This is a genomic window from Variovorax paradoxus EPS (assembly GCF_000184745.1).
Classification (GTDB): Bacteria; Pseudomonadota; Gammaproteobacteria; order Burkholderiales; family Burkholderiaceae_C; genus Variovorax; species Variovorax paradoxus_C.
In genome coordinates, this window is sequence record NC_014931.1 from 1,105,119 (window position 1) to 1,118,468 (window position 13,350).

General features: G+C 67.1%; 12 protein-coding genes. 7 read left to right on the forward strand and 5 right to left on the reverse strand.

What is annotated here, in order from left to right:
- The first annotated feature begins 1 nt into the window (after position 1).
- Positions 2-445, forward strand: a complete 444-nt coding sequence (locus VARPA_RS04935; RefSeq protein ID WP_041943322.1) for a DUF2809 domain-containing protein — start codon at positions 2-4, stop codon at positions 443-445.
- On the opposite strand, the gene mtgA is transcribed toward VARPA_RS04935, so the two are convergent.
- From mtgA to VARPA_RS04960, 5 genes are all read right to left on the reverse strand, one after another.
- A complete protein-coding gene (gene mtgA / locus VARPA_RS04940; RefSeq protein WP_013539454.1) occupies positions 390-1,133 on the reverse strand; it encodes a monofunctional biosynthetic peptidoglycan transglycosylase in 744 nt (247 codons plus the stop codon). The genes VARPA_RS04935 and mtgA overlap by 56 nt on opposite strands.
- The gene (aroE, locus tag VARPA_RS04945; protein WP_013539455.1) at positions 1,130-1,987 is read right to left on the reverse strand and encodes a shikimate dehydrogenase; all 858 of its coding nucleotides are present in this window, start codon (positions 1,985-1,987) and stop codon (positions 1,130-1,132) included. The genes mtgA and aroE overlap by 4 nt, the downstream gene beginning before the upstream one ends.
- A 24-nt stretch (positions 1,988-2,011) precedes the next feature.
- Positions 2,012-2,863 (reverse strand): energy transducer TonB, encoded by an 852-nt coding sequence (locus VARPA_RS04950; protein ID WP_013539456.1) that lies wholly within the window; start codon positions 2,861-2,863, stop codon positions 2,012-2,014.
- 49 nt (positions 2,864-2,912) lie between these two features.
- A complete protein-coding gene (locus VARPA_RS04955) occupies positions 2,913-4,979 on the reverse strand; it encodes a ribonuclease catalytic domain-containing protein (protein ID WP_013539457.1) in 2,067 nt (688 codons plus the stop codon).
- A gap of 127 nt (positions 4,980-5,106) precedes the next feature.
- Positions 5,107-5,700, reverse strand: coding sequence for a YqiA/YcfP family alpha/beta fold hydrolase (locus tag VARPA_RS04960; RefSeq protein ID WP_041943323.1), 594 nt, complete (start codon positions 5,698-5,700; stop codon positions 5,107-5,109).
- 367 nt (positions 5,701-6,067) lie between these two features.
- Between VARPA_RS04960 and VARPA_RS04965 the strand changes: the two genes are divergently transcribed.
- From VARPA_RS04965 to VARPA_RS04990, 6 genes are all read left to right on the forward strand, one after another.
- Entirely contained in the window at positions 6,068-6,820 is a 753-nt protein-coding gene (locus tag VARPA_RS04965; protein WP_013539459.1) for a response regulator transcription factor, read from the forward strand.
- Positions 6,821-6,826: 6 nt separating this feature from the next.
- Positions 6,827-8,683 carry an ATP-binding protein gene (locus VARPA_RS04970; protein ID WP_013539460.1) on the forward strand — a complete coding sequence of 619 codons (1,857 nt, stop codon included), beginning with the start codon at positions 6,827-6,829 and terminating at the stop codon, positions 8,681-8,683.
- A gap of 32 nt (positions 8,684-8,715) precedes the next feature.
- Positions 8,716-9,870, forward strand: a complete 1,155-nt coding sequence (gene rodA, locus VARPA_RS04975; protein WP_013539461.1) for a rod shape-determining protein RodA — start codon at positions 8,716-8,718, stop codon at positions 9,868-9,870.
- 57 nt (positions 9,871-9,927) lie between these two features.
- Positions 9,928-11,388 (forward strand): metalloprotease TldD, encoded by a 1,461-nt coding sequence (tldD, locus tag VARPA_RS04980; RefSeq protein ID WP_041942779.1) that lies wholly within the window; start codon positions 9,928-9,930, stop codon positions 11,386-11,388.
- Between the two features lie 81 nt (positions 11,389-11,469).
- On the forward strand, positions 11,470-12,003 hold the full coding sequence (locus tag VARPA_RS04985) for a hypothetical protein (RefSeq protein ID WP_013539463.1): 534 nt from the start codon (positions 11,470-11,472) through the stop codon (positions 12,001-12,003).
- 228 nt (positions 12,004-12,231) lie between these two features.
- Complete coding sequence (locus VARPA_RS04990; RefSeq protein WP_013539464.1) at positions 12,232-13,350, forward strand: 3-deoxy-7-phosphoheptulonate synthase; 1,119 nt, start codon at positions 12,232-12,234, stop codon at positions 13,348-13,350.

A 13,350-nucleotide genomic window follows, 5' to 3' on the forward strand; every position in this document is an offset into this window, starting at 1 on the left:
GATGATACGGGCCATGCGATGGCGATTCGATCCTCTTTCACTGGCGTGGGCGGTGGCCCTGTTCGTTGTTCTTGCGTTGCTGGCCACCGTCGGCGCGCGCTGGGGCTGGCTCCGAAGTTTCTTCGGCGATGTGCTGGCGGTGGTGTGGGTCTACTTCGTCTTCAAGACCGTCATCGCGGCGCGCGTGCTGCCGCTGGCACTGGCCGCGCTGGGCGTGGGCTATGCGGTGGAGTTGGGCCAGTTCATTGCGTCGGCGTGGCACCTGCACATTCCGAACCGCGCGTTGCGCATCGTGCTCGGCAGCACGGCTGACTGGTGGGACGTGCTGGCCTACACGATCGGCTTCGCGGGCGTGCTGGCGCTCGAAGCGCTGCGCACCAAGCTCGGCCTCAGGGCAGCTCGGCCGACGACATCCGCGCCACGACCGTCGACGCCCGTCCGCTGAGGTACGGCGAGCCGGGCCGGCGCTCGAAGAACTTCGGGCTCGGCAGCATCACCGCGAGCCGCGCAGCTTCGTTGGCACTCAGGCGCGAGGCGGGCTTTTTGAAGTAGTACTGCGATGCGGCCTCGGCACCGAACACGCCTTCGCCCCATTCGACGTTGTTCAGGTAGAGCTCGAGGATGCGGCGCTTGTCGAGAAAAACCTCCAGCAGCGTCGCGAGCACCAGCTCCTGGCCCTTGCGCAGCATCGTGCGTTCGCCCGAAAGCAGCAGGTTCTTTGCGAGCTGCTGCGTGATGGTGGAGCCACCGCGCAGGCGCACCGGCTGCACCGGCTTGCCGCGTGCCACGGCACGGGCGGCGCGTTTGGCGGCCAGTTCTTCGGCCTTGGCATTGCGTTGGCGTGCGCGCTCGATGGCTTCCCACTCCACGCCGTTGTGATCGACGAAGCCGGCATCCTCGCTTGCGATCACGGCGCGCTTGAGCGTGTCGTTGATCTGCGCGTAAGGCACCCACTCTTGCCGCCAGCCGCCTTCGCTGCCCTTGTGGATCGCGACCTGCCAGGCCTCGGAGCGCTGGAACGCGGTGCTTTGCGGATCGATCACCGCCATGGCCGCGATGCGCGCCACGAAGAAGAGTTCGAGCGCGAGAGCCGCCACCGCGAGGCAGGCGATCAGGCGCAGCACCGCTTTCATTGGCCGGCGGCGAGCGATGCGCGCAACTCGCCCAGCACCTGCGCCGAAGGCGGGCGCACGCCGCGCCAGATATCGAACGATTCGGCCGCCTGCTCGACCAGCATGCCGAGCCCGTCGCGCGGCACGGCGCCGTGTGCCTTGGCCCAAGCCATGAAGCCTGCGGCCGCTGGGCCGTACATCATGTCGACGGCGAGCGCGCCGGGGCGCAGCACCTTTGCGCTCACCGGCACTGCGTCGCCCGCGAGGCTGGAGGCGGTGGCGTTGACCACCACGTCGAAACTGCCCGGCACTTCGTCGAGCGCCCAGGCTTCGAGCGCGGCGCCGTGGCCGAGCGCGAGTGCCGCATGGCGCCGGACCACCGCAACCGCCTTGTCGACGGTGCGGTTGGCGACCACGATGCGCGAAGCTCCCGCATCGAGCAGCGGACCCAGCACGCCAGCGGCGGCGCCACCGGCGCCGATCAGCAGCAGCTCCTTGCCCGCCAGCGGCACGCCCGCGTTTCGAACGATGTCGTTGACGAGGCCGATGCCGTCGGTGTTGTCGGCGTGGATGCTGCCGTCGGCCCCGAAGCGCAGCGTGTTGACCGCCTGCGCGAGCAGGGCGCGCTCGCTGGTGTGCTGCGCCAAGGCGGCGGCTTCGAACTTGAATGGAACGGTGATGTTGCAGCCGCGCGCACTGTCGCCGCGCTCGGCGGCTTCACGTCGGAACGCGGCAATGCCTTCGGCGAAGGCGCCGAGCGGAATCAGCAGGCGGCCGTAGTCGATCTGCTGGCCGCAGAGTTCGGCAAAGCGGGCATGGATGCGCGGCGAGCGGCTGTGCTCGACGGGGTTGCCCATGACGCAATACAGGTCCATCGCTGCAGCCTTCTCGATCGATGCTTATTGGGAGATTTCCATCGTGCCGTCGCGCGCGAAGCGGAACGTGCCCTGGATCACCATCTGATCGGCCTGCTCCTGGCGCATCGCGTTCGTGAACTTGCCGAAGTTGCCGGTGCTGCGAACGATGGCCTGCGCCCGACGGTCGAGCGCGATGTTGCCCGAGCTCTGGTCGACCACGGTGGCGAGCACGTTGCCGTCGAAGTTGACGGTCAACGTCATCTTGAGTTCGCCGTACAGCTTCTTGCCGGCCAGCTCCGGGAAGTTTTCCGCGGCGCGCGCCTCGACGCGGCGCAGCATGGTGTCCACGTACACCGCGAACGCAGCCTCGCGCGTGGACGGGCTGACGTAGCGCTTCTTGGGGCGCGAGTTCTCTTCGTTCACCCGGCGCTCGATCTGGGCCAGCAGCTCGACCATCTGGCGGCGCTTTTCTTCCTGCGCGGCGGCTTCCGTCGGGTCGCCCGCGTTGCGCGGATCGCGCACCGGCATGGCGGCGATATCGCGCTTGAGCTGCGTGATCATCTGCATCTGCTCTGCCTGCAGGGCATCGACCTGTTTGCGCGCGTCTTCGAACGAATCGCCCACCGCGGTGAAGCTCGACGGCGGCAGCGGGCTGGTCGCGCGGCCCTTGTCGAGGTCGCCGCCGCCCGCGAGCGAGGTCTGCGCCATCAGCTTGGCGTTGGCGTCGGGCCGCTCCTTGGTCTTGCTGTTGACAAGGATCACCTCGAGCGGCGTGTCAGTGAACGCGCGGTTGAATGATTCGGGATCGACGAAGCGCACCGCCAGCAGCGCGGCATGCGCAATGACCGACACGCCCAGTGCAATCTGCAGCGTGCTGAGGTCCTTGAAGTTCATTCTCGAAACTCCTCCAGGGGGCGCACTTCTCCAGACGTCTCGCCGGAGTTCATGCAGGTGCGGGTGTGTTTTCCGGCGCGGCCTCGCTGTCGTTCAAATCGACGGCAATGGCGATCGGGCCGGCGACTTCTTCTTCATCCTCGCCGCTTTCGTCTTCCGCCGACGCATCGGCCTTCGGTGCATCGAGGCGCTCGAGCACGGTGCCGCTCACGTCGAGCGCAATCTCGTCGATCTCGCCGAGCTTCACGCGCAGGCGCGCACCGCGCTCCTGCTGGCCCGCGACCGGGAACACCAGCGGCAACGCATCGGCACGCACCAGCGCGCCGTTGGGGATGTCCTTGATGACCGTCGCTTCGAGCTCGGTGATGCCGTTCTGCTGCAGGTACTTGAGCGTCCAGAAGCGCTCCATGCCGCCCTGGTAGCCGTTGTAGGTGGCATAGGCCGCGTCGAAGCCCGAGAGGATCGAGAACAGGTCGGCGTCCTTCGGCTTGAAGGGCGCGGCCAGCGCGGCGGTCTTGCCGTGGCGGGCGGCCGCGATGATCTGCCACTGGTTCACCAGGTCGGTGTAGCGGCGCAGCGGCGAGGTGCTCCACGCATAGCTCTTCACGCCCAGGCCCGCATGCGGCAGCGCGCGCGTGCCCATGCGCACCTTGATGCCGGGCGCCAGGCTCGCCTGGCTGCGGTAGAGCCCGGGCACGCCGAGTTCGCCGAGCCAGCCGCCCCAGCTGCTGTTGGCCAGGATCATCGCTTCCGAGACGATCAGGTCGAGCGGCGCGCCGCGCTGGCGCGTCGTGATCTGCACCTGCTCGTTGCCGGTGGGTTCGTTGCCGTCGTTGCCGACGAGGCGGAAGTTGTAGTCGGGCCGGTTGAAGTTCTCGGGCTTGCCGCGCACCACTTCGCGTTGCGCCTTCAATTGTTTGGCGAGGCGGAACAGGAAGGAGAGCGGGGCGCGCAGGTTCGCGGCGGCCTCGGGCGTGTCGGGGCTCGTGACCGTGGCGTCTTCGAGCCAGGGCTGCGTGACGACGGCGTCGAGTTGGTCGTGGCGCAGGTTGGCGACGATCGGCACGCGTTCGAGCTTGGTCTCGGTGCCCTGCAGTTCGAGCGTGGCTTCGTCGAATCGCGCGTAGAGCGACACGGCCGGGCGGTCGGCGCCTTCGAGCAGCGTGTAGGTGTTGACCACCTCGTCGGGCAGCATCGTGATCTTGTAGCCCGGCATGTAGACCGTCGACATGCGCGCACGCGCGACGTTGTCGATGGCGCTGCCCGGCGTGAGTGCCAGGGCCGGTGCAGCGATGTGGATGCCGACCGTGACGGTGCCGCTGCCAAGGCCTTGCACCGACAGTGCATCGTCGATTTCGGTGGTCTGCGAATCGTCGATCGAGAAGGCCTCGACGCCGGTGGCGACAGGCAGGTCGTCCGCAATGGCCGGTGCCGCGAGCGCGGGGAAGCCGTGGCCCTTGGGGAAGTTCTCGAAGAGGAAGCGGCGCCAGTGGAACTGGTAGGGCGAATCGATCGCCCCGGCGCGTTCCAGCAGATCGAGCGGCGGGCGCTGCGTGGCGCGCGCGGCGTCGACCACGGCCTTGTATTCGGGGGCGTTCTTGTCGGGCTTGAACAGGATCTTGTAGAGCTGCTCGCGGATTGGCTGCGGGCACACGCCCTCGGCCAACTGCCCGGCCCATTCAACGATCTGCGCCTGAATGACTTTTTTCTTCTCGATGGCGGCGAGCGCCTGCTGCACGATTTCGGCCGGCGCCTTCTTGAAGCGCCCCTTGCCTGCACGGCGGAAGTAATGCGGCGCCTCGAAGAGGGCGAACAGCGCGGCCGCCTGCTGGGCGAGCGTGGGCTTGTCACTGAAATAGTCGGCGGCCAGGTCGGCAAAACCGAACTCGCCGTCGGCTGCGAATTCCCAGGCCAGGTCGAGGTCCATCGCGGCGGCGAGCGAGCGCGCCTCGGCGATCAACTCGGCAGGAGACGGTTTCTCGAAACGCAGAACGATGTTGGCGCCCTTGACCTTGACGCGCTTGCCGGTCTCGAGCTCGACCTGCGCCGAGGCTTCGGCCTCCGACAGGACACGGCCGCCGAGGTACTTGCCGGCTTCTTCAAACAATACAAACATAGGCGCGGATTCTCCCACGGCGAAAGACCGGCTCTCCCCTGGCTTGCCCACTTCGTGTGGCCTCCTTCCCCCTACCGGGGGCAACACCTGCGGCCCGGCGAAGCCGGTTCCGCGGTGTTTTTGGGCTTCAGACTGGATTGATGAACGCCATGACGTCGTCCAGGTGCGCCGTCTCGAAATCCGACAGCGCGTGGTCGCTGCCTTCCAGCAGCTTGATGTTGCTGTCTGGATAGCGCGCCGACATCTCGTGCCAGTCGAGCGCTTCGTCGCCCTTGGCGATGATCGCGAAGACACGCTCGGGCCGCGTGAGCGAGCCGACTTCCATGGCGCGCAGCTCGTGGATGTACTCGGGTCGGAAATAGAAATGCTCGGCCGGGTCGTGCCAGACGGTCTGGTCGCCGATGTAGCGCGTGAGGTCGCGCGCCGGGTACACGGCCGGATTGAGCAGCACCGCGCGGCAGCGCGTCATGCCGGCGACATAGGTGGCGTAGAAGCCGCCCAGCGACGAGCCGATCACGGCCATCGACTTGCGCGGCCAGTGCGCGATGCCCTTCATCACCATGTCGATGGCGTCGTGCGGCGAAGGCGGCAGTTGCGGGCACCACCATTCCAGGTTCGGATGCGCTTGCGCCACGCGCTGCGCCACGAGCCTCGCCTTGGTCGAACGGGGCGAGGAACGGAAGCCGTGCAGGTACAGCAGATGAGTGGTTTGCGGGTCCATGGGGGGAAGGGCGGGAAGGTGCGAACGCCGTACCTCGCTGGCCGAGGCGAGGTAATTCTGCATGAGGTCCGTGCCCGCAAAGCGGCTCGCGGCATTCAAAAAACCTGCGGCGAGGGGCTCTTGGGGAAAGCGATAACTCATAACGACTTACACCGCATGAAAGTCCCATCGGCCTCGGCCCTGCGACGTTCGCCTGGCTTGAGTTCGAAAGTATTCATGGGCTGCTCCTCGTTGCCGGCGTCGCACGCTCGGCGATGAACCCGCGGCAAAAAGAAAAAGAAAACGCCCAATTCTCGGGACCCGATCCGCCGTGCGCATCCCATGAAAGCGGTATGCATGTCCAGCGTCCGGCAAGGCGCCGAGGCTTATGCTTCATCCCATGAATACAGAGGCTCTGGACGACGGGACGCTGCGCCGCTGGGGCGTCTTGGTGGTCGAGGACGACAGCCGCGCACGCGCCTTCTTCGAAGCCAGCGTGCAGCGCAGCCCGCGTCTTTTCTGGCTCGGCAGCGCGGGCACGGTGCAGGAGGCGCGGGGCTGGCTGGCGCGCACCACGACGATTCCCGACGTGCTGCTGGTCGACCTCGGCATGCCCGATGGCACCGGCCTGGACGTGATCCGCGACGCCGTCGCTCGCTTTCCCGGCTGCGAGCCGCTGGTGGTGTCGGTCTTCGGCGACGAGGAGAACGTGCTCGCCAGCATCGAGGCCGGCGCGGTGGGCTACATCCACAAGGACGCCGCACCCGAGGACATCGCGCAGACCATCGTGGAGATGAAGGCTGGTGCATCGCCGATCTCGCCGATGATCGCGCGGCGGGTGCTGGCCAAGTACCGCAGCCTGCAATCGGCCAGCCTCGCGCCGGGCATGGCTGCTTCGGGCGCGGCACCCGAGACCGCCTTCGACGAGAACGAGCGCGGCCTGCTGTCGGCGCGCGAGCACGAGGTGCTGACGCTTATCGCCCGCGGCTTCTCGTATGCAGAAATCGCGCGGCTCAAGGGCCTGAGCGTGCACACGGTGCAGACCCACATCAAGAACCTCTACGGCAAGCTCGCGGTGCACTCCAAGAGCGAGGCGGTCTTCGAGGCCACGCGCCTCGGCCTGCTGCCTCACCCGGGCTGAGGACGGATGCTGGCGAGGCTGGGCGCACTGCTTTCGCTGTGGTTGGCGGTGCTGGTGATCGGCGCTGCCGGCATGGGGGCTGCGTCGGCGGAGCCGCTCCAGGCGGCCGATGGCTCGATCGAGCTGCGCCACGGCACCATCACGACGTCGGTCGACGGCATCACCCGCACCGGGCCGGTCGAGCTTTCTTATCACTGGGACCGCCAGCACCGCGGCCGGCCAGGCCTGGCGAGCTTCGACCTGCCTTTCACCCTCGCGGCCGCGCCGGCAACGCCCTGGGGCATCTTCATTCCCCGCGTCGGCAACGTCTTCGAGGTGCAGCTCAACGGGGCGTTGCTGCAGGTCTACGGCGACATGAGCGTGGGCAATGACGCCGACTACGCCAAGGCGCCCATCTATGTGCCCGTGCCGGGGCACCTGCTGACGGCCGGCGAGAACCACCTGCAGATCCGCCTGCGCGCCGACAGCGCCCGGCGCGCGGGACTCTCGCGCGTCGTCGTCGGCCCCGCCACGCCGGTGCGCACCGAGCTCTTCGAGAGCGCTTATGCCTGGCGCTTCACCGGCTCGGTGCTGCTGACCGCCTTCAGCCTGATCGTGGGCAGCATCGCGCTGGCGCTCTGGCTCACGCAGGTGGACACCGGCGCCGTGGGGCGGCAGCGGCGCGACGGCATCTATTTCTGGGCGGCGCTCGCCGAGTTCTGCTGGGCGGTCCGCGTGGCAGACGGCGTGATCGCCGAGCCGCCGCTGTCCTGGGTTCCCTGGGGCGTGCTGATGGCCGCCTGCTACGCGGGCTGGGCGGCCTCGGCCATGATGTTCTGCTATCACCTCGCGGGGTGGGCGCGGAATCCGCGCCTGCAATGGCTGCGCTGGCCGCTCGCCGTGGTCGTCGCCGGCACAGTGGTGGCGAGCGCGCTTGCGCTGCATCGCGAACAACCGGTGTGGCTCACCGGCTGGCTGGCCGTCGAGATCGTGATCATCGGCGTCTTCGTGGGCGGCTTCGTGGTGGCGACCGTGCGCAACCCGAGCACCGAGCGGATGCTGGTGGCCATCGCGGCGCTCGTGACGGTGGCCTTCGGCCTGCGCGACTGGCTGGTGATCCGCCTGAGCGACGCCTACGGCGAGACGACCTGGGTGCGCTATTCGTCGATCTTCTTCGGCATCGCGCTGCTCCTGATTGTGCTGCGGCGCTTTCACGCGGTGAGCACGCAGGCGCGCGGATGGGTCGCGGCGCTGGCCGACCGGGTCGCGCAACGCGAGCGCGAACTGGCGCTGACCTATGCCGAGCTCGAACAGGTGGCACGCGACCAGGCGCGCACCCACGAGCGCGAGCGCATCCTGCGCGACATGCACGACGGCGTGGGCTCGCACATCAGCTCGGCGATCCGGCAGTTGCAGTCGGGCCAGACCAGTTCGGAGGAACTGCTGCGCACGCTGCGCGATTCGCTCGACCAGCTCAAGCTGTCGATCGACTCGATCCACCTGCCGCCGGGCGATGTCGGCGCCCTGCTGGCGGCGCTGCGCTACCGGCTGGAACCCCGGCTGGTGGCGGCGGGCATCGAGTTCGAATGGGCGGTGGAGGAGGTCGGGCCGGTGCAGCTGCTCGATGCGCACGCCATGCGGCAACTGCAGTTCCTGCTGTTCGAGGCCATCTCCAACGTGCTGCAGCACGCGCAGGCCAGCGTGCTGCGGATCGAAGCCGACATGCAGGGCGACACCGTGCGGCTGCGGGTGATCGACAACGGCCGCGGCTTCGACGCCTCGCAGGTTCCCAGGGCCCTGTGGGAGCGCGCCGGCGCGATCGGCGCGCGCCTGGCGGTCGAAAGCCGACCGGGGCGCACGGTCGTTCAGCTCGCTTTCGGCTGAAAGGACATGCGGGGCGCGGATAATCCGCCCCCATGTCTGCCGTGTTCAATCAGCCCTCCCTGGCGCGTCGAATTGCGCCCATCTTCCAGGGCTTCGACGGCTTTCTGGCCTTCGCCGTGCTGCTGCTCGCCTTCGCCGGGCTGCTGACCATGTATTCCTCCGGCTACGACCACGGCTCGCGCTTCGTCGACCATGGCCGCAACATGCTGCTGGCCGGCTTCATCATGTTCGTGGTGGCGCAGGTGCCGCCGCAGCGGCTGATGATGTTCGCGGTGCCGCTCTACGCGGCGGGCGTGGCGCTCCTGATCGCGGTGGCGCTCTTCGGCATCACCAAGAAGGGCGCACAGCGCTGGATCAACATCGGCGTGGTGATCCAGCCCAGTGAAATCCTCAAGATCGCCATGCCGCTGATGCTGGCCTGGTGGTTTCAGCGGCGCGAAGGCCAGTTGCGGCCGCTCGATTTCGTGGTGGCCACCGTGCTGCTGGCGGTGCCGGTCGGGCTCATCATGAAGCAGCCCGACCTGGGCACCTCGCTCCTGGTGCTGGCGGCGGGCCTGGCGGTGATCTTCTTCGCCGGGCTGCCCTGGAAGCTGATCGTGCCGCCGGTGGTGATCGGCGCCATCGCGGTGACGCTGATCGTGAGCTTCGAATCGAAGCTGTGCACCGACGGCGTCGACTGGCGGGTGCTGCACGACTACCAGAAGCAGCGCGTGTGCACGCTGCTCGACCCGAGCAAGGACCCGCTGGGCAAGGGCTTCCACATCATCCAGGGGATGATCGCCATCGGCTCGGGCGGCGTCGGCGGCAAGGGCTTCATGCAGGGTACGCAGACGCACCTCGAATTCATTCCCGAGCGCACCACCGACTTCATCTTCGCCGCCTATTCCGAGGAGTTCGGGCTGGTGGGCAACCTGGCGCTGATCTCGGCCTTCATCCTTCTCATCTTCCGCGGGCTGGCCATCGCAACCAGTGCGTCGACCCTGTTCTCGCGCCTGCTGGCGGGGGCGGTCACGATGATCTTCTTCACGTATGCCTTCGTGAACATGGGCATGGTGAGCGGCATCCTGCCGGTGGTGGGGGTGCCGTTGCCGTTCATCAGCTATGGCGGGACGGCGATGGTGACGCTGGGGCTGGGGCTGGGCATCCTGATGTCGATCGCCCGGGCCCGAAAGCTGGCGCAGAACTAGGCGCCCGAGTGCCCTTGGGGGCGGCGCGGAAGAGGGTGGCTGCCTAGAATGGCAGTCATGATCTCTCGCGAACCCACCATCGAGCGCCTGGCAACAGCCCAACAACTCCTGCTCACGCCGTTCGGACTCGACGAATCGCACCTGAGCAAGGCCCTCGCCGAGATCACCTCGCACAAGGTGGACGACGCCGATCTCTACTTCCAGTACACGCGCAGCGAAGGCTGGAGCCTGGAAGAGGGCATCGTCAAGACCGGCAGCTTCAGCATCGACCAGGGCGTCGGCGTGCGCGCGGTCAGCGGCGAGAAAACCGCATTCGCCTATTCGGACGACATTTCCGAAGCCTCGCTCCTCGATGCGGCCCGCACGGTCCGTTCGATTTCCTCCGCCGGCCGCACCGGCCGCGTGAAGACGCCGACCCGCAAGATTGCCTCGAGCCGGTCGCTCTACAACGGCGTCGACCCCATCTCCACGCTCGACAGCACGGCCAAGGTCAAGCTGCTCGAAAAGACCGAGAAGCTGGCGCGCTCGCGCGATCCGCGCGTGGCGCAAGTCATGGCAGGCTTGGCGAGCGAATACGACGTGGTGCTCGTGGCGCGCGCCGATGGCACGCTGGCCGCCGACGTGCGCCCGCTGGTGCGCCTGTCGGTCACCGTGATCGCCGAGCAGAACGGCCGCCGCGAAGTTGGCTCCGGCGGCGGCGGCGGGCGATTCGGCCTTGCCTACTTCGACGACGAGAAGATCGCCGAATACGTCGACCAGGCCGTGAAGGCCGCCTTGACCAACCTCGACGCCCGCCCGGCCCCGGCCGGCGAGATGACTGTGGTGCTCGGCTCCGGCTGGCCCGGCATCCTGCTGCACGAGGCCATCGGCCACGGCCTGGAAGGCGACTTCAACCGCAAGGGCTCGAGCGCGTTTTCGGGCCGCATCGGCCAGCGCGTGGCGGCCAAGGGCGTCACTGTGCTGGACGACGGCACGATCGCCGACCGCCGCGGCTCGCTCAACGTCGACGACGAGGGCAACGCCAGCCAGCGCAACGTGCTGATCGAGGACGGCATCCTCAAGGGCTACATCCAGGATTCGATGAACGCCCGCCTCATGAAGGTCAAGCCCACCGGCAACGGCCGCCGCGAGAGCTACGCCCACGTGCCGATGCCGCGCATGACCAACACCTACATGCTGGGCGGCGACAAGGACCCCCAGGAAATCGTGGCCAGCATCAAGAAGGGCCTCTACGCCACCAACTTCGGCGGCGGGCAGGTCGACATCACGAGCGGCAAGTTCGTGTTCTCGGCGAGCGAGGCCTTCTGGGTCGAGAACGGCAAGATCCAGTACCCGGTCAAGGGCGCGACCATCGTGGGCAACGGCCCCGACGCGCTCACCCGCGTGACCATGATCGGCAATGACATGGCGCTCGATTCCGGCGTGGGCACCTGCGGCAAGGAAGGCCAGAGCGTGCCGGTCGGCGTCGGGCAGCCCACGCTGCGCATCGACGGTCTAACGGTAGGTGGAACGGCTTAGGACTTTCGTCACTTGCCGGCTGTTTCCTTCGGTTGCTAAGCTGCGCTCTTTTTTCCGAACGACGAATCGAGGAGCATTTCAATGGGGAACAGGATCAATTCGCCCGCCGTGCTGTGGGCCGTGACCGCCGTGGTGGCGCTGGCCACCGCTGGTTGCGCTTCGCGAGGCGGTTCGGGCAGCCAGCCCGCCGCCGCACCGGCACCCGCTGCTGCAGCGCCCGCGGCGCCCAGCGGTTCCAAGGCCGGCATGGACGCTCGCGGCAACGTGACCGATTCCTCCAAGGTCGAGGCCGGCAGCGGCCGCACCGTCAAGGGCTTGAACGGCTATGAAGGTGAGATCACCGGCAACCCGGCGCGCAACAGCAAGTTCACCCGCCTGCAGATCGGCATGAGCGCCAAGCAGGTCACCGACCTCGCCGGCCCGCCGACCGACCAGGGCGCCTACGTGACGGGCAAGGCCTTCATTCCCTTCTATTTCGGCAGCGATCGCCATCGTTTCGAGATGACCTACAAGGGCCAGGGACGGCTGATCTTCGCGGGCGGCGGCATGGGTGAATACACCGGCGGCAACCTGATCTGGATCATTCACAACGCCAATGAATCGGGCTATCGGTAAACCCCCCCCTGGGCCCGGCTGCTTGACCGGGTCTTTATTTTCCGTGCTACATTCCGCCCCTATGTCCGCCCTCCGCGCTTATTTCTTTGCCTTCTTTTGGTTCCCGGTTTCCGGCGGACGAGAGGCGAGCGCGTAAAGCAAACGAACACCCTCCCAAAACCGCCGGCGCCTCAAGCCCCGGCGGTTTTTTTATGCCCTGACGATTTCACTCCAACAAGGAAAAGCACCATGAGCACGAACACTGCCCCCGCCAGCGACAGCTGGTATGCGAGCGTCGAAAAAACCAGCAAGACCGACGACGAACGCATCAAGGACATCAACGTGCTGCCCCCTCCTGAACATCTGATCCGCTTTTTCCCGATCCGCGGCACGTCGGTCGAAACGCTGATCGAGGGCACCCGCCGCAACATCCACAACATCATGGATGGCAAGGACGACCGGCTGCTGGTGATCATGGGGCCCTGTTCGATCCACGACCCGGCCGCCGCCATCGACTACGCCAGGCGCCTGAAGGTCGAGCGCGAAAAATACGCCGGCACCCTCGAGATCGTGATGCGCGTGTACTTCGAGAAGCCGCGCACCACCGTCGGCTGGAAGGGCCTGATCAACGACCCGTACCTGGACGAGAGCTTCCGTATCGACGAAGGCCTGCGCATTGCGCGCCAGCTCCTGATCGACATCAACCGCATCGGCCTGCCGGCGGGCAGCGAGTTCCTCGACGTGATCTCGCCGCAGTACATCGGTGACCTGATCTCCTGGGGCGCCATCGGCGCGCGCACCACCGAAAGCCAGGTGCATCGCGAATTGGCCTCGGGTCTTTCGGCCCCCATCGGCTTCAAGAACGGCACCGACGGCAACATCCGCATCGCGACCGACGCCATTCAGGCCGCGGCCCGCGGCCATCACTTTCTCTCGGTGCACAAGAATGGCCAGGTCGCGATCGTGCAGACCAACGGCAACCGCGACTGCCACGTAATCCTGCGCGGCGGCAAGGCGCCGAACTACGACGCCGCCAGCGTCGAAGCCGCCTGCAAGGACCTCGAAGCGGCCAAGCTGCCGCCCACGCTGATGGTCGATTGCAGCCACGCGAACAGCTCCAAGCAGCACCAGAAGCAGATCGACGTGGCCAAGGACATCGCGGGCCAGATCGCCAACGGCTCCAACCGCGTGTTCGGCGTGATGGTCGAGAGCCACCTGCAGGCCGGTGCTCAGAAGTTCACGCCGGGCAAGGACAAGCTCTCGGGCCTCGAATATGGCAAGAGCATCACCGACGCCTGCATCGGCTGGGACGATTCGACGCAGGTGCTCGAGACGCTGTCGCAGGCCGTCAAGGCCCGCCGCGGCTGA